This window comes from Aliiroseovarius pelagivivens, assembly GCF_900302485.1.
Lineage (GTDB): Bacteria > Pseudomonadota > Alphaproteobacteria > Rhodobacterales > Rhodobacteraceae > Aliiroseovarius > Aliiroseovarius pelagivivens.
On sequence record NZ_OMOI01000002.1, the window covers coordinates 182,867 to 204,290 of the forward strand.

Sequence of the window (21,424 nt, forward strand, 5' to 3'; positions counted from 1 at the left end):
TTACCTCCAGAATTTGCCCCAGCGGCCTGCATAGGCATCGCCGTGACCGTCTTCGACCCAGTCAAACAGGCGGCCGTCGACATTCAGGCGTGCGCCGCCGTCACGTTCAAGCGAACGCAGCTCGGCCGCGCTTTCGCTTTTCGACGGGGTGCCCAGCGCCCATTCGAACGGGATCGAAATACGGATCCCCTTGTCGAACGAGCCTTCGCCGAAATCTTCGGCCGAGACGTTGGTCTTGGTGAAATAGCCACCGATCTTCCAGCCATTGGCAAAGGTCCGGTCAACCGAGAAGGTCGCGCCGTAATCTCCGGCCAGATAGCGGCCCGCATCCACGCGGGTCGAGAAACCATTGCCGAAATCGTAATAGGCCGAGACATGGCCGGTTACGACGTCATAGTCGCGGAAGCCGAAAAGCTGATCATAGTCACGCTGCTTGACCCATGCGACCTCGGCCCCAACGGCCAGCGGGCTGTCCACGGGTTTCCACAGCACTTCGGCAGACACACCGCCGAACATCTTTTCCAGATAACCAACGGTAACGCGGCTATAAAGATTCTTGCCGGGGCGTTCGTACCACGACGCGGTCAGGTGCTCGATCGCGGGGTCGCCTTGTTGGGCGTAGAGCGCTCCATCGGTCCGTACGTGTGGCAGGACAGATGTGTCGCGATGCACGTCATCGTCCAAGTTGCCCCAGATGCTTTTCTGGATCGCACCCGACAGGACGATATTCGGTGCAAGTTCGTATTTCGCGCTCAGACGCAGCCCGAAATCGCCCCGAACCGGGCTGGACGGGTCAAAGAAACTGATCGCCATATAGGGGGCCACCGCCCATGTGAACCGCGTGTCGTAATTTGGCAGTTCCGCGTTTTTAACCGCGGTCGGCGTTGCCTCGTCGATGGTGACGCGCTCGTAGATGTCGAAGGCCGGCGCGTGTTCCAAGCGTTCGATATCGCTGCGGCGCATGGTGACCGTCGACAGCGGGATGCCGTTCTGCGTGACCGTGATCTTGAAGGTCTCGACCGATGCCGGCAGCGCATGGGTCAGGACACGCACGGTGCGACCGATGGCTTGCGGCTGCGAGTTATAGCGTTTGTTGTCGATCTTCAGCTCAGCCCGCGTGGCGGTCAGCGCCAGAGCTTTCAGTTGGATGCCTTCTTTGCCAAGGGCATCGGCGACGACTTTGCGGATGCCGGCCTGATCTTCAGGTGTCGACACCCAGTCGGTACCCCAAGCGGCCGAGTCAGCACGCGCCGGGCGTGGCTTGACAGGCAGCGGGGCCTTTTCGTTGCCCGAGCGTGCCTGAGGCGCGCGAGGGTTCAAGCGGATGGTCAACCCGGCCCCGAACATGCTGCCCCCTACATAGGCGGCGTTCAGGTGAAGTGCCGGAGAAACCTCATAGTCGATGCCAAAGTTAAAGGGCGAATTGTACTCCAGCGTGCCACGACGCTCTTCCACGGTGAACGCATCCGAAGAGTACTCGGCCTTGAAGGTCAGCTTGTCATTTACCTTGTAGCTAACACCGGCAAATGGGGCGAAATCGCCGCGGAACCACTGATTGAAGTTCAGATTGCCGCCTTTGCCCGCATCCCAATCCGGGCGGTCGCCTCCGATATTGCCAATCGGGTTGTGAGACGCCAGACGCCCCCACCCCAGACCACCGTGCACACGCAACTTGTCGCCAAGGCTTTTGGTCGCGACAACGTATTCGCTGGAATAAATCCCGGTGCCGATGAAATCGCGGATCCCGACCGAGACGGCCGGCAGATATTTCGATTCGTTCAGAATTCGGTACTGCAGGTCAAAACTGCGATCGAAGAAGTCCTGACCACGCAGCGGGCCGCTGGCCCAAAAGTTATCAAGCTTCGTATAGCGGAAACTGCCCGACAGACGGGGCAGGATCTGGAAGGTCAACGTACCATTCGAGTTCGGACCGAACTGCGAATAGGAGAACGCCAGCTCACTGTCCGCCGCGACTTCGCCCGTCGGCATCAGGATCAGGCCCGGCGTGCCGAACAGCGTATAGCTTGAGGTTTCGGTTCCGACCTGCGCTTGAGCAGGCATTGCAGCAGTCGCCAGCAGGCCAAGCGCTGCGTATTTGATGAAATCCACCCGTGCAGTAGTCACCGCGGTCTCCGTCTAACGTATTTTTTCCAATCTCAATACGTGATCCGCGCCTTTAACGCACGCAAAACATATCCGCTTCAGCGGTTTGTGGAAAATTGTCGCGCAATTGCACAAGTTCCCTTGCGTCGGCTTAGCGCGTGTAACGTCACGTTACCAGTCCGATTGCAATTCCCGCGGCCTATAGTTTGAAAAACAACGTCAAATCGGAGCCCCCCCATGAGCCTGTTTTCGCCCTCGGCCAGCTGGATCAGCGACGAACATCGCATGTTCGCAGACATGACCAACCGCTTCTTCGCGGACGAGCTTTCCCCCAACATCGAACGCTGGGTCGATCAGGGCATTGTGGACCGCGAATTTTGGCATACGGCCGGACAAGCGGGAATCATGGGCGGTGCCATCCCAGAGGAGCACGGCGGCGCAGGTGGCGACATGGGGTTTGAAAGCGTCGTGATCTATGAACAGACACGCACCGGTGATTGCGGTTGGGGATACGGCATTCAGTCGATCGTCACCCACTACATCACCGCCTATGGCACCGAAGAACAAAAGGCGCGCTGGCTGCCGGGGCTTGCTTCGGGCGAGATTGTCGGCGCAATTGCGATGACCGAGCCGGGCACGGGGTCCGACCTTCAGGCGATCAAGACACGGGCCGAGAAGGACGGGAACCAGTACAAGATCAACGGCTCGAAGATTTTCATCACCAATGGTCAGGCCGCGGATCTAATCATCACGGTCTGCAAAACAGATCCTTCTGCCGGATCGAAAGGTGTCTCGCTGATCGTGGTTGAACCGGATCAATGCGAGGGCTTCCAGCGCGGCACGAACCTGAAAAAGCTGGGCATGAAGGCCAATGACACCTCCGAACTGTTCTATGAAGACGTGAAGGTGCCGCTGACCAACCTGCTCGGCTCGGAAGAGGGTCAGGGCTTCTATCAACTGATGCGCCAGTTGCCTTGGGAACGTCTGCTGATCGCCATTCAAGCGCTTGGGGCGATTGATTTCGCGTTGGAGCAGACCATCGCCTATACGCAGGACCGCAAAGCCTTCGGTCAGCGCGTGATGGATTTCCAGAACACGCGCTTCAAGCTGGCCGAGTGTAAAACCAAAGCCGAGGTGCTGCGTAGCTTCGTCAATGACTGCATCGCGCAGCTGATCGCGGGCACGCTGGATGCGCCCACGGCCTCGATGGCGAAATACTGGGGCACCGAGGTCCAGAACGAGATCATGCATGAATGCCTGCAGCTGTTCGGCGGCTATGGCTACATGATGGAGTACCCCATCGCGCGGCTTTACGCGGATGCGCGGGTGCAGATGATCTATGGCGGGACCAACGAGATCATGAAGGAATTGATCGCGCGGTCGATTGATGTGTAAACGGGGCTACCCCTCACCTTTATGCAGGCACTGACAAAGGATCACGGCATGAACGCAGATAAGCCCCTTACGGGATTGAAAGTCGTTGAGATCCAAGGGCTTGGGCCAACCCCCTTCGCAGCCATGTGGCTGGCGGATATGGGGGCGGATGTGGTGCGTATCCAGCGCCCGAACCTGAAGGCGCTGATCCCGCAAAAGGTCGATGTGCTGAACCGGGGACGCGGCTTTGTCGAGCTGGATTTGAAGTCTGAAGCTGACCGCGCCACCGCGCATGATCTGATCAGCCGCGCCGACATGCTGATTGAAGGGATGCGCCCCGGTGTCATGGAACGTCTGGGTCTGGGTCCAGAGGATTTCCCGGCAAACCCTGCGCTGGTCTATGGCCGCATGACGGGCTGGGGCCAAAGCGGCCCACTGGCCCATGCGGCGGGGCATGACATCAACTATATCGCCATCTCGGGCGCGCTTCATGCCATAGGCGGCGATCATCCAGTGCCGCCTTTGAACCTGCTGGGCGATTTCGGTGGCGGCGGCATGTATCTGGTGGCCGGAATGCTGGCCGCCCTTCACGCTGCAAAAACCACAGGCCGTGGGCAGGTGGTGGACGCGGCAATCACCGACGGAACCGCGCATCTGATGGCGATGATCTATTCGCTTTACGGGTCCGGCATCTGGGCCGATCAGCGCGAGGCGAACCTTCTGGATGGTGGCGCGCCTTTCTACACGGTCTATGAATGCGCCTGTGGCGGCCACATGACGGTGGGGGCGCTGGAAGCAAAATTCTATGCCGAGTTCCTCGAACGGATCGGTCTTGCCGACGCCAATCTGCCCGCCCAACACGACGTCGAAGGGTGGCCCCAGCTGCGTGCCGCCTTTGCAAAACGTTTCAAGGAAAAGACCCGTGACGCATGGGCCGAGATGCTGGAAGGCACGGATGCGTGCTGCGCCCCGATCCTGTCGCTGGCCGAGGCTCCGGCCCACCCGCACAACGCAGCCCGGGGCAGTTTCGCCACGATCGACGGGGTGGCGCAGCCCAGCCCAGCCCCACAAATGTCAAAGAGTGTTCTGCCTGCCAAAGCCGGGGAAGAGAAAGCGCCTCAGAACGTTTCCGACGTTCTGTCCCGCTGGGCCCGCTGAGCCACCGGATCGTCCCTGACACGTTTGACGCCTCCGAAAGAAAAAGTCGAAAAAACTTCAACTTTCGCCCTTGCAAACCCCCAGCGGTCCAGTTAATTCCCCCCTACCGCGCTCTGGTAGCTCAGCTGGATAGAGTACCTGACTACGAATCAGGGGGTCGGGGGTTCGAATCCTCCCCAGAGCGCCATTTTCCTTCTTCTTGCTGAATACCTGATGGATTTGTCCATTGTGTCATCTGCTTCATGCTGACCTGCAGGTGGCTAAACCGCCTTGCCGGCAGCCTTTGACCGCTTCTGCCGCTGCGATATAGGTGACAGTATGAGCAACCTGCGCCACCTGCATCCTACGTCCGTGATCGCCATTGATGGCGGAGGCACGAGATGCCGCCTTGCACTGATAACCGAGTCCCAGCCCGTGTTGATCGAAGGTGGGTCGGTCAATGTCACCAGTAACTTTGACGCAGCCGTTCGCGAACTGTCACGTGGCCTCGCGGCATTGGCACAGAAAGCCGGCCTAACCACTTCGGACCTTGCAGCTTTGCCCACCTATGCAGGTCTGGCAGGTGTCATGGATCAGGGCATGGCGCAGAAGGTGACCGCCGCCCTGCCACAAACGCATATCCGGGTCGAAGACGACCGGCCGGCGGCATTGCGCGGGGCATTGGGCACCACCGATGGCGTCGTGGCACATTGCGGCACAGGTTCTTTCATCGCCGCTCAGGTCGCTGGTCGCACCCGATTTGCAGGAGGATGGGGGGCCGTTCTGGGTGATCCGACCTCGGCGCAATGGGTCGGGCGGCGCGCGCTAACCTTGACGCTGGAGGTGGTAGATGGACTGCGCGCGACCTCGGCACTATCGGATCGCTTGTTGGCGAAGTTCACCGGCTGCGCAGGCATCGTCGCCTTCGCCGCGACTGCGCGCCCTTCCGACTTTGGCGCGCTGGCCCCGGCGGTCACCGAACACGCTCTCACAGATGATGCCATTGCCTGTAAAATCATGAACGAGGCCGCTGAGGACATCACCGCGCTTCTGCCGAAACTCGGCTGGACCCCTGGCATGGCACTGTGTTTGACCGGCGGGATCGGGCCACATTTCGCACCCTATCTGCCGGATAGTATTGCGGCGAACGTCACCGCTCCGCAGGGCGAACCGCTGTCCGGTGCGTTCGAATTGGCGCAGATGTATCGCGACGAGCTGAGCAATGGCACATAGTAAAGAACAGGGCAGCATGACAGACGTCACCATAGCTTTCCGCAATGGTTGCATCTTCGACGGCACGCAGCTGTCGGAACTGATCCACATCCCGCACGACCTCGACCGGATTGCATTTCTGGATAATTCTCCGCCACTCTTGCCCATTTCGAGACTGATATGACCATTCACAGCATCGAGGCGCTTCGTCGCGCAGCCCGCCAGATTTTCATGAAAGCCGTCGAGGCTGCGGACCCTGCTCTTGCAGTCCGACAAGCGCTTACTCACGCTCCGCTTCCAACGCCCGGACCGAAGGGGAAAAGCTATGTGATCGGCATCGGCAAAGCAGCACCCGCGATGATGCGTGAGGCGCTGAAACACATTGACGGCCCGCACCACGCACTGTGCATCACCCACCCAGAGAACGAGGAACAGGTCGAGGGCGTAACTCTTCTGCACGGCGCTCATCCGGTGCCCAATGAAAGCAGCTTGGCGGCCGGACAAGCCGTGAAGGATCTGCTTTCGCAGGCCGGGGCAGAAGATCGCGTGATCGCCCTGATCTCGGGTGGTGGGTCGGCGCTGATGGCGCTGCCTGCAAACGGAATCTCGATCGAGGACAAGGGGAAGGTCAGCGCGCTATTGCTGGGGGCAGGCATCGACATCACACAAATGAACCTTGTACGCCAACAGCTTAGCCAGTTGAAAGGCGGCGGCATGCTGCGGGCAGCAAGCCCAGCGCCGGTGACGGCCTATATCCTGTCGGATGTGATTGGCGATGATCTGCGCGCAATTGCCAGCGGACCCACGGTGGCGCCCATTGGCACGCGAGGCGACGCGCGCGCGATCTGCGAAGCGGCTGAGATTTGGGCGGACCTGCCCGCGTCGGTCCAAAAGCATCTGTCGCAAACGGGAACGCCTGATACGGCACCCCAAGCCGCCCAGAACCTTCTAATCGGGTCGAACCGCCACAGTCTTCACGCCGCCCAAGCGGAAGCTCGAAGCATAGGCGCGGTTCAGGTCGTCTCGGACATGTTGACCGGGGATGTGAGGGACGCGGCAACCACCCTTCTGGACGCGGCCGAGTCTGCACCTTCCGGCACCTTGTCCGTACTTCTGGCCGGTGGAGAGACCACCGTCCAACTGACCGGTACGGGTCGGGGTGGACGCAATCAGGAACTGGCGCTTCACGTGGCGATGGGTGCTGCTGAGCGTGGGCTGGATGACAGTTGGGTCTTCCTAAGCGGCGGAACAGACGGGCGCGATGGTCCGACTGATGCGGCGGGTGGCATCGTGGACGCAGACAGTTTGCAGCGAATGATTGCCAGCGGAACGGATCCTGCCGCGCTTTTGCAAAACAACGACAGCTACGCCGCCCTTGCCGCCTCGGGTGATCTGTTGATGACCGGCGCGACGGGCACCAATGTGGCCGACATCCAGTGTTTTCTGATTTCCAAACCCTAGACTGACAAAGCCGGGCGCCATCCATTGGCGCCCGGCTTTGTCGATGGGTCAGTCTTTGCCCAAGAAGGTCGTGATCTCGGCACCGACTTCTTCGCGCTGCGTATACATCAGCAGGTGTCCGGCAGGATACACATGCAGCTTGGCGTTTGGCAGCATGTTGGACAGCAGGATCTGATTGGTGATTGGGATCAGCCCATCAAATTTCCCTGCAATTACCAGCGTGGGCTGGGTCAACGTGCGCAGCCACGGCAGGCTGGTCCAGTTACACATTGCCCGCACCTGCGAGAAATACCCTTCCGGGCTGGGACGAATGGCGTGCTTCGAGTACTCGCGGAATTCAGCCGGGGCGAAGATCGCCTCGCCGCCGTACATCAGGGGACCGATGAAATTACCATAAGCTTTGCTGGTAAAGCGCATCGGGAACATGATTTCGGTCAGCGCTATGGGGGTGCCCCACCAGCTGCCAACACCACCCGCGGAACAGATGGCCAACACCAGTTTCGCCACACGATCCGGGACCGTATGGGCAATCTGCTGTGCCAAGGCACCACCCCACGAAATGCCGAGAATATCGAAGTTCTCAATCCCGACCTCGTCCAGCACCTTGAGGGTGAATTCAGCATAGTCTGGAATGGTCGAGACCCCATCGATCATATGCGATCGGCCCGTGCCGGGCATGTCGATTGCGATCAGGCAGCGGTCGTTGATCTCGTCCAACAAGGGCAAAAGCACCTCGATGGACTGGGCAAGACCGTTACACACCAGTAGCGGCGGAAGGTCCGAATTCACGACCCGATGGAAGTAGCGGATCTTGGCGCCGTCCACCTCGATCATATGAAATTCGGACTTGTCGATGGTATCGATCACTTCTTGAACGCCCATTACCCCTCGCCCTCAAGCACATAGGTGCCGGGCGCATCGGCCAGACGCTTGTACTTGCGATTCCCCAGCGTCTTGGCCGCTGCGCCGCGCGCAGCAGGGTTGTGCTGGTCCAGCCACTCCAGCCAATGGGGCCACCAGCTGCCCTCGGTCAGCGATGCACTTTCCTGCCAGCCTTCGGCGCTGGATTGGTCCGAGCCAGCGGCCCAGAATTTGCGGCGGGTTTTAACCGGGTGATTGATCACAGTGCCCGAGACATGGCCACCGGTGGTCAGCACGAACTCGGTCGGGCCGGACACTAGGTTGGTCGCAGTGAACGATGTTTTCCACGGCACGATGTGGTCGCCGTCTGCGGCTACGAAATAGCACGGCACATCGATGTTGCTGGTATCGACTGGCGTTCCGCAAATGGTCAGCGCGCCCGGCTCTTTCAGCTTATTGGCCATGTACATTTCTTCGACGAAGAAACTGTACCAATTGGCGGGCAAGTTCTGCGTGTCTGCGTTCCAATACAGCACGTCAAACGGCGCAGGCGATTTGCCCATCAGATAGTTTGAGACAACAAAGCCCCAAATGGATTCGTTGACATGCAGCATTGCCATAGCGTTGGCGATGTCACGGCCTGGCGCGACCTTTTCAGACTTGAGACGCTGGTTGTAGGCTTCGACTTGCGGCTCGTCGATGAACACTTTGATCTGCCCTGAATCCGAGAAATCGATCATCGTCGACAGGAAGGTTGCGGTCCCCAGCTTTGCTTTCAGATCCTCAGGCATGACAGCCAACGCTGCGACCAGCATCGTTCCACCATTGCACCAGCCCATTATATCCACCGAGTCGGATTTCGAGACCTCGGTGGTGACACGCAGAGCCTCGAATATCCCATCCGAGACATATTCGTCCCAACCCAAGTCGCCCATTTCAGGGCTCGGGTTGCGCCATGCGATCATGAAGACGCTCTGCCCTTGTTCAAGCAGATAGCGGATCATGGATTTCTTTTCGTTCAGGTCGAAGATGTAGAATTTGTTCACGCAGGGCGGCACGATCAGGATCGGCGCTTTGCGGGTCTTCGCAGCCATTGGTTTGTATTGGATCAGCTCGATCAGATCGTTGCGATAGATGACTGACCCCGGCGTGGTCGCAAGGTTCTTTCCGACCTCGAACGCATCTTCATCGGTCGTGCTGATATAGCCCTTTTCCAGATCCTCCATCAGGTTCTGATAGCCATCAATCAGGCTTTGCCCACCGGATTCCTGCGCCAGTTTCTGCGCTTCAGGGTTGGTCGCCAGGAAGTTCGACGGCGACATGTTGTCGGCCGCAATGCGCGCGTAAAAGCTGAGCTTGTCCTGTTCCTGATCCGACAGCCCGGCTTTGTCGGCCATGTCCACCATCGCCTTCGCGGTAAGCTCGTACGAATGACGCAGCAGGGGGAAGACACCTTCGTTCCATGCGTCACCCCGGAAACGGTTGTCCTTGGACGGTTCAAGCCCTTCGCCAGCTTTCAGCGCAGTGGTCATCCACAGCTTCGCCATGTCTTTCTGATAAGACATCCAGGTTTCAGCCCAGGCGCCGAAGGGATTGTCCCCGGATTTATTCATGTCTTCCAGCAGTTTGAAGAATTCTTTATTCATGCCGCGCGCCTTTTGATTCCGGTTTCTCGCGCCGCAGTATCCCAACGAAATGCTTCACGAGTTTTTCAATACGGTCCTTTAGATCAGTTTTCGGCCGTCTCTCGGGCCGAATTTAGCTTTCCCTGAAGCTTTTCATCTTTCTCGGGTATCATCGAGGCCAGCCCCTCGATCAATCCCGAAAGGTGCGCCGCTGGCACCTTGTCTTCGATTTGTGACAGCATCAGGCCGCCATACACTTCCCACATCTGGGCCCGAAGCGCTTTGCCCGCATCGGTGATCCGCAAAACCCGACCGCGCCGATCGCTTGGCGCAGGGCATTGCGTGACAAGCCCGTCATCCACCATGCGCTTTATCGTGCGCGACAGGTTGGGTTGGTCGAACAGGGATTGGCGCTCTAACTCGTTTTGACGCATCCCCTCTTCTTCACGCTCCAACGCCCACAAAATGTCATACCACGCAGCTGATGGCAGCCGGGCGCGTTTCAGCTCGGACTCGAAGGTTTGCGTGACCCGTTTATGGGCGATGTTCAGAAGCACCCAGATCGCGGTGGTCTGATCATTTGGTTTCTTGTCCATTTCACATTCCCGTTATCGGCAGATGTGCCGTCTTCCCCTACGCGCTCATTTTAGATACATGCACATGCATCTATTAGTTTATCCCACGCTGTCCTGCAACATGACAAAGGAGCCGACACAATGAAACCACTTCTGACCGCTGCCACCCTTGGACTGGGCCTTGCTGCCGCCGGAACTGCCACTGCCGAGATCTATAAGTTCGACCCCGGCCACACCGAAATTCGCTTTTATTACAATCACGCCGGCCTGTCGGAACAGTCGGGCCAATGGAAAGTAATCGGCGGCGAAGTTGACTTCGACCCCGCCAACATCGCGGCCACAAAAGTCACCGTGACCGTGGACCCGGCCAGCGTCGACACAGGCGTTGGTCCGCTGGACGATCACCTGAAAAGCGCGGATTTCTTTGACGTTGAGAACTTCCCCGAGATCACCTTCACTTCGACCGGGGTCGAGCAGACCTCGGACAACACCATCACGCTGGTGGGTGACCTGACGATCAAAGACAACACCAAGCCGATCACAATGAACTTCACCCTGAACCACAATGGCCCTCACCCGCTGGGCGAATTCTTCGACTATTACCAAGGCGAGTGGATTGGTGTTCAGGGCACGGGCGATATGCTGCGTTCTGACTATGGTGTCGGCATGTTCGCACCCGTGACATCCGACGAAGTACGTCTGGAAATCTCGGCCGAAATGCGTGCAGGCGGCTGGGAATAATCATGCGTCTGACGAACACGACACAAAGCTGGGGGGCGCTTGCGCGCCTCCTGCACTGGGCGATTGCAGGGATCATCCTGTATCTACTGGGGCTCGGTGTCTGGATGACTCAGTTCGTGACCGACGCATTGGCACAGTTTCCGCTGGTGCAGACCCATAAAAGCTGGGGCTTTGTCGTGTTCGTTCTGGCCGTGATCCGCGTGGTCTGGCGCCTGCAGAACCGCAAAGCACCCGCCCTGCCCGCACACATGCCCCCGCTTGAGAAGCTGGCGGCGAAGATGGGACATCTGGGGCTTTATGCCCTGATGTTCGTCATGCCGCTGTCTGGCTGGCTTATGGCCTCGGCCTCGCCCTTGCAGGATCGGTTCGGCGTGAAGAACAAGGTGTTCAACTGGTTCGAGATGTACGACCCCTTCGTGCCCGGAAGCGAAGCGTTGGCAACCTTCTTTGCGCAGGTGCATTTCTATTCCGCCCTCGCCCTTGGCTTTCTTCTGCTAGGGCATGCGGGCGCCGCGATCTGGCATCACATCCATCACAAAGATGACGTGCTGAAACGTATGACATGGGGAAAGTGATCCCTGAAACGTGAAAAGGCCCGGCGCAGTGCCGGGCCTTTTCGTTTTCAAGCAGCGGAACGATCAGTTGTTGTCGTTCCCGATCGCGTTGGGATCGAACACATTTCCGAAACCGGAGTTGTTCGATGATCCAGCAGCACCTTCGTCCGATGCGCCCTCTTCCTCGTTCTGCAGCGTGTTCGGAGCGAACACTCCACCGAAGCCCGAGTTGTTGGACGGTTTAGGCGCCGACTGGGTTGCCCCACCTTCCGCACCTTCGGCGGCAGCTTTATCAGCCGCTTCCTTGGCACGACGGTCGCGCAGTTCCTGAATGCGCTTCTCGGTTTCAAGACGCTTTTGTTCCTGAATACTGGCGACACACTGTGCCGGGCTATAATTCATAGCCGAGCCAATCACAGTCACTGTGCCGATCAATAGAACGATCAGAGCAATCGCAGCCGGGTTACGGCTGATAATGCCGGGCACCTCGATCTTGCCTGCAAGCTCGCCAACAGTGGCGTCCTTGCGGGCCTCGGCGACCATCTTCTTGCGCTTGATGTTCGCCTCGTTGATCAGGGCAAAGAACACTGTCAGCGCAACGATCATGAAGGCCAGAGCCGAGATTGCCGGGGTGATCCCGTAACGCACTTTCTGCGCCAATTCGATCGTCAGCGTCGGATATTCACCGAAAGTGAACGTGGTGGTGTTGTAGTTCTCGAACGAAGCGAGGAACGCCAGCACACCAGCCGACAGGATCGCGGGCATCATGAAGGGCATCATCACCTTGCGGAACGCCTGTGCATGGGTCGCACCCAAGTCCAAAGCGGCCTCGGTCAGCGCGGTGTCATAGCGCTGAAGACGCGCCACCAGCACCAGCATGCAGTAGCTGGCGATGAAGGTGGACTGACCGATGATGGTCAAGAACAGACCGTTCGACAGGAAGCTATCTGCACCCAGTCCCAACATCCGGTTGATGCGGTCCCAGAACACCAGCGTCGAGATACCGATCACAACGCCAGGGATCAGGATTGGCGCAATGATGATCGTGTAATAGGTCGCCCGAAGCTTGGGCCAGATCTGCGTAAGCATCAGTGCCCCCGCCAGACCCATCGTCACCGACAGAACGACCGTTCCCATCCCAACAAGGATCGAGTTCTTGATCCCGTTCAGAATGCGTTCGTCCTGGAACAAGGCACCGAACCACTCGAAGGTCAGGCATTCCCACGGTGTCGCCCGCGGAAAGCTGGGCGAGTTGAACGCCGTGATGGACATGATGATCAGGGGGCCGAGCAAATAGGAAAAGAAGATTCCCAGATAAACCCAGATCGACACACGTATGATTTTATCCGAGGTCATTTGCCGATATCTCCCATGTTCACTTTGAACACACGCATCAGGGCCAGCACCAGCAAGATACAGGTGACAAGCAGAACGATCGCGTAGGCGGCACCTTGCGGCCAGTCAGAGTTGTCGTTGAACTGCTGATAGATCAACTGCGTGAACCACAGACTGGACGGACCCCCAAGGATTTGGGGTGCAGCCAGTGCACCGGCAGACAGCATGAACACCATCGTACAGCCCGAGCTGATACCCGGCTTGGCGTAGGGAATAACCACTCGTTTGTGGATCCTCCACCACGGGGCACCAAGGTCACGCGCGGCCTCGATCTGGTTGTGATCAAGGCTTTCGATCACGTTGTAGATCGGGAAGATCATCAAAAGGATGTACGCGTACCCCAGACCCGCATAAAGCGCGATGTCGTTGCGGATGAAGTCAAAGGGCGTGTCGAATATCCCGGACCCTACAAGCAGCGTGTTTATAACCCCGCTTTCCCCAAAGATGATGCGCAACGCGAAGGCGCGCAGGATCTCGTTGATCCAGTAGGGGATGATCAGCATCAGCGCGAAAACGCGGATGTGGTTGCCCTTGTTCTGACCCAGATAATAGGCAATCGGATAACACAGGATCAGGTTGAAGATGGTCACACAGACCGCCGCCACCAGCGTACGGAAGAACACTTTCAGGTCCACCGCATTATAATCCTGCGACCCGCCTTCGGGGCCAAAGATCAGGTATTTGTAGTTCTCAAGCGTATAGACATCCTTCGGCCCACCGATCTCGGGCGGGGGAAGGTTTGGACGGAACGAGAAGTCGAGCATCGACAGCTGCGGAAGAATGATCAGGCCGACGGTCCAAAACAGGACCAGACCCAGCATCAAGGATCCCATCAGCGTGCCGTTCCGGTTGAAGAATTCCTTCAGGAAACTTGGCATCGCTCCACTCCTTATTCCGCGGCCAATTCGCCGGCGGGAACCGCAACGGCGTTGTTCACGTCATATTCCAGCGTCATGTCCTGACCCGAATGGTCATCGAACGACTGGCCGTGGTTGGGGATTGCGACCTTCAACTCTTTGCCGCCATCGCCTTCCATGAAGATGTTGAAAGAGTTACCCTCAAATTCTTCGTGGTTAACCTTGGCGGTGACGAAGTGATCGCCCTGCGTGCCGGTCGGTGCCAGAGACAGCGCTTCGGGACGAATGAACATCATCGCCTCGTCACCCACTTTCATCTTGCCCTGATTGGCGGTCGAGATGCGCGACAGCAGGTCGCCCGAACGGTTGGTTCGGATCAATACATGCTTGTCTTTCACGTCGATGACCTTGCCACGGAAGACGTTGTTTTCCCCCACGAAGCTGGCCGCAAATGCGGTCGCCGGATCGTTGTAGATGGTTTTGCCATCAGCGATCTGGTCAATCACACCCGCGCGCATCACGGCGATATCGTCTGACATGGTCAGCGCTTCGCCTTGGTCGTGCGTGATGTAGATGAACGTAATACCGACGCGCTTCTGAATTTCACGAAGCTCGGTACGCATGTGTTGGCGCAGCTTCAGGTCAAGCGCGGACAGCGGTTCATCCAGCAACAACACATCAGGTTCTGCACAAAGCGCGCGGGCAATGGCCACACGCTGACGCTGACCACCCGACAGTTCCGAGGGCAGCTTATCGCCCTGACCCGGCAGTGCGATCATGTCCAAAAGTTCATCCGCGCGCTTGCGACGTTCACGTGCCGAGGCACCTGCAATCTCCATCGAGAAGGTGATGTTCTCCCAAACCTTCATCAGAGGGAAAAGCGCGAGGTTCTGGAAAATCAGAGCAGTCGGACGCTTGTTCGGCCCGATGCCCTTCATGTTGTTTCCACCAATCAGCACGTTGCCTTCGCTGGGTTCAAGAAAACCCGAAACGGCGCGCAGGATCGTGGTCTTGCCACAGCCCGACGGTCCAAGGAACGAGAAGAAGTCGCCCCCTTTGATGTGCACATTCGCGTCGCGCACGGCGACGAAATCTCCAAAGCGGATCCAGAGGTTTTCAAGATCGACGCCTACTCCGGCACTCATATGGTCTCTCCCCATAAACGGGTCGCTCACGCGCTGATCTCAGGCGTGCGACCGTGTTTCCAGACGTTTCAGTCAGTTTGGTAAGGCGCCCCCATCCCACGACGGGGGCGCACAGTTTTCAAGTCGCTTAGGCGCTCTTGAACTTGTTGACGAACTCGGTACGCACATCCGCATACCAAGGCGCTTCAGCAGGCCAGGGGTTCAGGTTGGCCAGGCTTTCACCCGGATAGGCTTCCGAGAAGTTCTTCTTGTAGGTGTCACCCGAATAGGTGTCGGCACCCAGCACCGGCGAGTTATAGCCGTGGCTGTCGATCGCGACGCCTGCAGGTTGTTGACGATAGGCGTATTCGATGAAGGCATAGACCTGCTCTTCATTGGTTGCGCCAACCGGCATCGACATACCGTCGACCCATGCCATCGCACCTTCAACTGGTGCCTGATAGTGCACCGGCTCGCCTGCCGATTTCAGGGCCAGCGGCGGACCATCCCAAGTCTGACCAACCACAACGCCTTCGTTCAGAAGACCGTTCTTCTGGGTGTCAGCATCGTTCCAGATCAGCTTGATGCGCGACTTGCGTGCGACACACCAGTCGGTGATTTGGCCCCATACCTTACGCATGGTGTCTTCGTCGTTATACGCAGCCCAGACCGAGCCCGGCTCCATCTCGCCCGACGCTTCCATGTACAGACCAGCGCCCAGCATCATCGAGTGTGCACGACCCATGGTCTTGCCAGCGTTTTCTTCCGACCAGACGTCGCCATAGCTGGGTGCATCACCCGCCGGCAGCCATTTGTCGGTACGATAGGCAATGCCTTCGGTGCCCCAGATGTGCGGCAGCCAGTGTGCGCCGCCACCAGCAAAGTTCCATGCATCGGTGCCAATCTTGGCCATCGCCGGGTTCACAGCGTCGATATTCACTTTCGCCAGATCGAAGGGTTTCAGAAGCTCAAGCGGCTCCCACTGCAGCGAACGGTTGTTGGTGGGCGATATGATGTCGAAGCCCTGACCTTTGGTCGCTTTCATCTTGTTGATGATTTCTTCGTTCGATCCGATACCGGTGTAGTTCACCTTGATGCCGGTCTCGCTTTCGAAGCCTGCGATGAACTCGGGTGGCAGATAGTCGGACCACATCAGGATGTTGACTTCACCGGAGGACGCCAGCGCGTTCTTCACGTAAAGCGGCGTCGCCAGTGCAGCAGCGCCCATCGTGGTCGCGCCTTTCAGCACGGAACGACGACTGAATTTGTTCTCTGTTGTCATTGTATTCTCCCGTTGGTTTTTCTTTTTGTCTTGTGACAGTTTTTTTCATTATCCGGCGCACCAATAGCGCCAGCTGTTGTTGCTTGTTCGGTCCAGTTTCAGTGCCGCGATTTGGCTTCTGATCGTTCTTGACCATCAATTCGCGACAAACCGGGCCTCAGATCCAATTTTCTCCCTTTATTTTCAAATAACTAAGCACCAAGATACAAACTGGACACATCAACACCTTGATACTTGATTTCACTGGACCGACTCCTCGGCCACCTTACGAAGTGAACGACCTGAAAGGGGGGTGTGTCAACTGCGCACCCCAGCCGCTCTCGAATCCCCTCAGATCGAAAGACCAATAAGGGCGACACCTCCTGCCATCAGGACCGCGGCCAGAAGGCGACGACGCCAGTTGCCTTCACCCAAAAAGACAAAGCCAATCAATGCCGCGAAAATGACCGACGTTTCACGTAATGCCGACACCGCGCCAAGCGGGGCAAAGTTCTTGGCATACAAGACCAAGCCATAGGCCGTCATCGATACTATGCCGCCCAGAATGCCGATCATCCAAGTGCGCCGCGGCAATGCACGGATCGCGTTTCCACGTCGCAATGCGATAAAACCCACGATGAAAATATGCAGCACCGAATGCCACGCCCAATAGGACAGCGTATCACCCGACAGCCGCACGCCGACCCCATCCACCAGCGAATAACCCGAGATGCAGAACCCGGTGCCAAGGGCGAAGAACAGCGCAGCCCGCCCGACCCCGTGCCGAAGCGCCGCCCAGCTGGAAATCTGGATTGCCACAGCGATCAGGGCGATGCCGTACCACGCCTGTGCGGGCAGTATCTCGCCCACGAACAGCATGGCCCACAACGAGACGAGCGCAGGCACGATGCCGCGCGCAATGGGGTAGACGACGCTGAGGTCTCCGTGTTTGTAGGCCTGTCCCAGCATATAGAAATAGCCGAAGTGGATCACCGTAGAGGCGATCAGGTAAGGCCAGCTTTCCACAGAGGGAAATGGCAGCACTGTCACCATGACCAGACCGGGGATCACGTGGCCCAGCGCCACCAGACCCAATGTGGATGTCCGATCCCCTGCCGTTTTCACAATGGTGTTCCATGTGGCGTGCAACAGTGCCGCCGACAGGATGATCAGGACGATGCCCGTTGTCATAAGGTCAGATCACATCTTCAAACAGTTGGCGCAGGTTTTCGCGGGTCAGTTCGACCGGGTTGCCGCCGCAGCTAGGATCCTTGATCGCCCCTTCAACAAGGGCATCCATTTGGTCAGCGCTCACCCCCATCTCGGACAGTTTGCGCGGGATCTCGAAGCTGTCGTTGAAGTCTTGAACGAAACTTTGGAAGCCTTTGAAGCCGCCCTCGATCCCCAGATAGCCCACCGCACGGTCGAAACGATCGGCGATCACATCCGCGTTGAACTCTAACACAGCCGGCATACAGACCGCATTCGTGGTCCCGTGGTGGGTATTGAAGATCGCGCCGACCGGGTGGGACAGCGCATGGATCGCGCCCAAGCCCTTCTGGAAGGCAGTCGCGCCCATCGCGGCGGCGGACATCATGTTGGCTCGCGCCTCAAGATCGGTGCCGTCCGCATAGGCGCGCGGCAGATAGTCGACGACCAGCCGCATCCCTTCCAGCGCAATGCCTTGCGACATCGGGTGGTAGTGCGGGGACGAGAACGCCTCGACGCAATGCGCGAAGGCATCCAGTCCGGTGCCTGCGGTGATGAACTTGGGCATGCCCACGGTCAACTCCGGGTCCGCAATCACGACGGCTGGCAGAACCTTGGGGTGGAAGATGATCTTCTTCTCATGCGTCTCAGAATTCGTGATGATCGAGGCACGCCCCACTTCCGAGCCCGTCCCCGCCGTGGTCGGCACCGCGATGATTGGCGCAATCGCATCCGCATCCGCGCGGGTCCACCAGTCGCCGATATCCTCAAAGTCCCAGATCGGGCGGGTTTGGCCCGCGTAGAACGCGACCATCTTGCCCAGATCCAAGCCCGAGCCACCGCCGAAGGCAATCACACCATCATGGCCGCCTGCCTTGTAGGCTTCAACGCCCGCATGCAGGTTAATCTCGGACGGGTTCGGGTCCACGTCGCTGAACATGCCGCGGCCCAGACCAGCGGCCTCCATGATATCCAGCGTAGCTTGCGTGATTGGCAAGTCGGCCAGACCCTTGTCGGTCACCAGAAGCGGGCGCTTCATGCCCGCCTGCGCACAGGCCTCGGGCAGTTCCTTGATGCGGCCTGCGCCGAATTTCATAGCGGTCGGATAGGACCAGTTTCCAACAAGGCTCATGATGTCACCTTCTTCAGATGGTAGGATTTCGGGCGTGTCAGGTTGTGGAAGCCGATCACGGACAGCCCCCCTCCGCGCCCAGTGTTTTTGCAGCCGGTCCAGCACAGGCCAGGATCAAGATAGTCCGCACGGTTCATGAAAACTGTCCCCGTTTCGACCTGATCGCCCACGTGCGCGGCACGATCCACATCGCTGGTCCACAAGCTCGCCGTCAGACCGAACTCGCTGTCATTCATCAGCGCGATGGCTTCATCATCGGATGAGACCTTCATGATCCCCACAACGGGGCCAAAGCTTTCGTCGCGCATCACGCGCATGTCGTGGGTGACGTTTGTCAGGATCTGCGGCGTCAGATAGGCACCGCCATCATCCTCGGCGAAGGTGTCGATGTGGGCCACAGCACCATCGGCCAGCGCCTCGGAAATCTGCGCCCGCACTTCGTCTGCAAATCGCACATTGGCCATCGGACCAAGCGTGGTTTCCGGGTCCAGCGGATTGCCCAGCTTGTAGCCCTTCACGATCTCGACCGCCTTGGCGACGAAGTCGTCATACAGGCTTTCATGCACGTAAATCCGTTCGATCCCGCAGCAACACTGACCCGCGTTGAACATGGCACCATCGATTAGCGTGTCGACCGCTGCGTCCAGATCAGCGTCTTCCATGACATAGCCCGGATCCTTGCCGCCCAGCTCGGTTCCGACACCCGTAAAGGTACCCGCAGCCGCGCGCTCCATCGCCTGACCGCCACCAACCGATCCGGTGAAGTTCACGAAATCAAAAGCGTTGCCCGCGATCAGATCATTGGTCACGTCGTGCGACAGGAAGACATTCTGGAACACATCGGCGGGAACACCAGCCGAGGCAAAGGCCGCGGCCATCCGCTCGCCCACCAACAGGGTCTGCGTCGCGTGTTTCAGAACCACCGTGTTCCCAGCAATCAACGCAGGCGCGACGGTGTTGATCGCGGTCATGTAAGGATAGTTCCAAGGGGCGACGACAAAAACGACACCATGCGGCACGCGCTTGATGTAGCGCTTGAAGGTCGCATCCTCGCCCACCTCGATATCGGCCAGACTGTCTGCCGCGATCGACGCCATGTGGCTAGCGCGCTCGTTGAAGCCGCCGAACTCTCCGCCATAGCGCACCGGGCGGCCCATCATCTGGGCCAGTTCCGGCACGATCTCGTCATTCATTGCGCCAACGGCAGCCACGCCTGCCATCACCAGCTCCACCCGCTCGGCCAACGGGCGCGCGGCCCAGTCTGCCTGTGCCGTCCGCGCACGTGCTACGACCTCTTGCGCCGCGTCCAGCGACAGCACCTCGCGCTCGGCAAAGACCGATCCGTCAATCGGCGAGATACATTTCAACATCTGGCCCATGCCATGTCTCCATCTTCCAAGGGATCACGCCCCTTTTTTCTTGTCACAATTATCGTAGGGGCTTGCCCGTTACGCCCGCTCGAACCCGCGTGCGACTTCCCAATCAGTCACAACGCGCTCGAACTCTTCGATCTCGACCTCGGCGGCGCGGGTGTAGTGGTCGACCACGTCGTCCCCCATCGCAGCCCTCAACATCGCGGATCCGTGCAGCGCATCGCGCGCGGCGGACAGATTGCCCGGGATCATTCCTGTGTCCCCCTGATAGACATCGCCAGTGGTCGGGGCCTGAAGCTCCAACCCTTCTTCGATGCCAGCAATACCTGCCGCCAGCATTCCAGCTATGGCCAGATAGGGGTTCATGTCCGATCCAGGGATACGGCATTCCACACGCACCGCCTTGGTACCTTCTCCGCACAGACGGAACCCCGCCGTGCGATTGTCCACCGACCAGATGATCCGCGTGGGCGCAAAAGTGCCCTTCATGAAGCGTTTGTACGAGTTGATATAGGGCGCCATGAAATAGGTGTAATCCGGTGCGTATTTCAAAAGCCCCGCCATGTAGTTCTTCATCAGATCCGACATGCCCAGCGCATCATCAGGGTCGAAGAACACGTTTGCACCATCCTTCCACAGCGACTGATGCACGTGGGACGAACTACCTACCTTGTCGTGATGCCATTTCGGCAGGAATGTCGCGGCATGGCCCTGCTGCCACGCGATTTCCTTCACCGCGTGCTTGGCGATCGAGTGATACTCGGCATTGTCCATCGCGGGCGCGTATTTGATGTTCAACTCCTCCTGACCGGTCTCGGCCTCGCCCTTTGAATTCTCGATCGGCAGACCCGCGTTCCACAGGTGATTGCGGATCGGCCGCATCACGTGTTCTTCCTTGGTGGTCTGCAGGATGTGGTAATCTTCGTTGTAGCTCGAGATCGGGGTCAGATCGCGGAAGCCGCCTTTGCTAATCTCGTCAAAGCTTTTCTCGAACAGGAAGAATTCCAGCTCGGTCGCGGTCATCGCGTCAAAGCCCAGCTCGGCCAGACGCGCCACCTGACGCTTCAGGATCGCGCGCGGGGAATGGGTAACATCCGCATGCGTATGGTGATCCAGCACATCGCACATCACCATCACCGTGCCTTCAAGCCACGGGACCGGGCGCAGGGTCGACAGATCGGGCTTCATGACATAATCGCCATACCCGCTTTCCCACGACGTCGAGGCATAGCCTTCCGGCGTGCCCATTTCCAGATCCGTTGCCAACAGGTAATTGCAGCAATGGGTTTCTTCATAGGCTCCGGCCACGAAATGGCCCGCGTGGAACCGCTTGCCCATCAGGCGCCCCTGCATGTCGACCAGACATACCAGAACCGTATCAACGCTGCCTTCGGCAAATTGGGCTTTCAGATCGTCGAGTGTCATAACTG

19 protein-coding genes and 1 tRNA gene are annotated in these 21,424 nt (G+C 58.5%); 8 read left to right on the top strand and 12 right to left on the bottom strand.

The features are described from left to right. Entirely contained in the window at positions 1–2,124 is a 2,124-nt protein-coding gene (locus ALP8811_RS13095) for a YjbH domain-containing protein (protein ID WP_146184028.1), read from the bottom strand. Between the two features lie 216 nt (positions 2,125–2,340). Between ALP8811_RS13095 and ALP8811_RS13100 the strand changes: the two genes are divergently transcribed. The 6 genes from ALP8811_RS13100 to ALP8811_RS13120 all read left to right on the top strand — a co-directional run bounded on the left by ALP8811_RS13100 (position 2,341) and on the right by ALP8811_RS13120 (position 7,287). Then, positions 2,341–3,498, top strand: coding sequence for an acyl-CoA dehydrogenase family protein (locus ALP8811_RS13100; protein ID WP_181363773.1), 1,158 nt, complete (start codon positions 2,341–2,343; stop codon positions 3,496–3,498). A gap of 48 nt (positions 3,499–3,546) precedes the next feature. Continuing rightward, complete coding sequence (locus ALP8811_RS13105) at positions 3,547–4,635, top strand: CaiB/BaiF CoA transferase family protein (protein ID WP_108857710.1); 1,089 nt, start codon at positions 3,547–3,549, stop codon at positions 4,633–4,635. A 110-nt stretch (positions 4,636–4,745) separates the two neighbouring features. Then, positions 4,746–4,822 (top strand) — tRNA-Arg (locus ALP8811_RS13110). A gap of 131 nt (positions 4,823–4,953) precedes the next feature. Next, positions 4,954–5,847: a glucosamine kinase nucleotide-binding domain-containing protein gene (locus tag ALP8811_RS13115; RefSeq protein ID WP_108857711.1), complete on the top strand. Its 894-nt coding sequence runs from the start codon at positions 4,954–4,956 to the stop codon at positions 5,845–5,847. Beyond that, positions 5,837–6,010, top strand: a complete 174-nt coding sequence (locus tag ALP8811_RS16395; RefSeq protein ID WP_181363774.1) for a hypothetical protein — start codon at positions 5,837–5,839, stop codon at positions 6,008–6,010. The genes ALP8811_RS13115 and ALP8811_RS16395 overlap by 11 nt, the downstream gene beginning before the upstream one ends. Then, positions 6,007–7,287 carry a glycerate kinase type-2 family protein gene (locus ALP8811_RS13120; protein WP_108857712.1) on the top strand — a complete coding sequence of 427 codons (1,281 nt, stop codon included), beginning with the start codon at positions 6,007–6,009 and terminating at the stop codon, positions 7,285–7,287. The genes ALP8811_RS16395 and ALP8811_RS13120 overlap by 4 nt, the downstream gene beginning before the upstream one ends. 48 nt (positions 7,288–7,335) lie before the next feature. Here the strand turns inward: ALP8811_RS13120 and ALP8811_RS13125 are convergent, their stop codons facing one another. The 3 genes from ALP8811_RS13125 to ALP8811_RS13135 all read right to left on the bottom strand — a co-directional run bounded on the left by ALP8811_RS13125 (position 7,336) and on the right by ALP8811_RS13135 (position 10,369). Further along, a complete protein-coding gene (locus ALP8811_RS13125) occupies positions 7,336–8,169 on the bottom strand; it encodes an alpha/beta fold hydrolase (protein WP_108857713.1) in 834 nt (277 codons plus the stop codon). Then, positions 8,169–9,794 carry a PHA/PHB synthase family protein gene (locus ALP8811_RS13130; protein ID WP_108857714.1) on the bottom strand — a complete coding sequence of 542 codons (1,626 nt, stop codon included), beginning with the start codon at positions 9,792–9,794 and terminating at the stop codon, positions 8,169–8,171. The genes ALP8811_RS13125 and ALP8811_RS13130 overlap by 1 nt, the downstream gene beginning before the upstream one ends. 83 nt (positions 9,795–9,877) lie before the next feature. Then, a complete protein-coding gene (locus tag ALP8811_RS13135) occupies positions 9,878–10,369 on the bottom strand; it encodes a MarR family winged helix-turn-helix transcriptional regulator (protein ID WP_108857715.1) in 492 nt (163 codons plus the stop codon). Between the two features lie 120 nt (positions 10,370–10,489). Between ALP8811_RS13135 and ALP8811_RS13140 the strand changes: the two genes are divergently transcribed. Both ALP8811_RS13140 and ALP8811_RS13145 read left to right on the top strand, forming a co-directional pair. After that, positions 10,490–11,089 carry a YceI family protein gene (locus ALP8811_RS13140; RefSeq protein ID WP_108857716.1) on the top strand — a complete coding sequence of 200 codons (600 nt, stop codon included), beginning with the start codon at positions 10,490–10,492 and terminating at the stop codon, positions 11,087–11,089. A 2-nt stretch (positions 11,090–11,091) separates the two neighbouring features. Then, positions 11,092–11,664: a cytochrome b gene (locus ALP8811_RS13145; protein ID WP_108857717.1), complete on the top strand. Its 573-nt coding sequence runs from the start codon at positions 11,092–11,094 to the stop codon at positions 11,662–11,664. Between the two features lie 63 nt (positions 11,665–11,727). On the opposite strand, the gene ALP8811_RS13150 is transcribed toward ALP8811_RS13145, so the two are convergent. The 8 genes from ALP8811_RS13150 to ALP8811_RS13185 all read right to left on the bottom strand — a co-directional run bounded on the left by ALP8811_RS13150 (position 11,728) and on the right by ALP8811_RS13185 (position 21,419). Then, the gene (locus tag ALP8811_RS13150; RefSeq protein WP_108857718.1) at positions 11,728–12,999 is read right to left on the bottom strand and encodes an ABC transporter permease; all 1,272 of its coding nucleotides are present in this window, start codon (positions 12,997–12,999) and stop codon (positions 11,728–11,730) included. Continuing rightward, positions 12,996–13,916: an ABC transporter permease gene (locus ALP8811_RS13155; RefSeq protein WP_108857719.1), complete on the bottom strand. Its 921-nt coding sequence runs from the start codon at positions 13,914–13,916 to the stop codon at positions 12,996–12,998. Before ALP8811_RS13155 ends, ALP8811_RS13150 begins: the two co-directional genes overlap by 4 nt. Positions 13,917–13,927: 11 nt before the next feature. Then, complete coding sequence (locus ALP8811_RS13160) at positions 13,928–15,040, bottom strand: ABC transporter ATP-binding protein (RefSeq protein ID WP_108857720.1); 1,113 nt, start codon at positions 15,038–15,040, stop codon at positions 13,928–13,930. 127 nt (positions 15,041–15,167) lie between these two features. Continuing rightward, complete coding sequence (locus tag ALP8811_RS13165; RefSeq protein WP_108857721.1) at positions 15,168–16,301, bottom strand: extracellular solute-binding protein; 1,134 nt, start codon at positions 16,299–16,301, stop codon at positions 15,168–15,170. Positions 16,302–16,631: 330 nt separating this feature from the next. After that, positions 16,632–17,471, bottom strand: a complete 840-nt coding sequence (locus ALP8811_RS13170; RefSeq protein ID WP_108857722.1) for an EamA family transporter — start codon at positions 17,469–17,471, stop codon at positions 16,632–16,634. 4 nt (positions 17,472–17,475) lie between these two features. Next, entirely contained in the window at positions 17,476–18,621 is a 1,146-nt protein-coding gene (locus tag ALP8811_RS13175; RefSeq protein WP_108857723.1) for an iron-containing alcohol dehydrogenase, read from the bottom strand. After that, a complete protein-coding gene (locus ALP8811_RS13180) occupies positions 18,618–20,000 on the bottom strand; it encodes an aldehyde dehydrogenase family protein (RefSeq protein WP_108857724.1) in 1,383 nt (460 codons plus the stop codon). Before ALP8811_RS13180 ends, ALP8811_RS13175 begins: the two co-directional genes overlap by 4 nt. Before the next feature lie 69 nt (positions 20,001–20,069). Beyond that, positions 20,070–21,419: a glutamine synthetase family protein gene (locus ALP8811_RS13185; RefSeq protein WP_108857725.1), complete on the bottom strand. Its 1,350-nt coding sequence runs from the start codon at positions 21,417–21,419 to the stop codon at positions 20,070–20,072. Between the last annotated feature and the right edge of the window lie 5 nt (positions 21,420–21,424).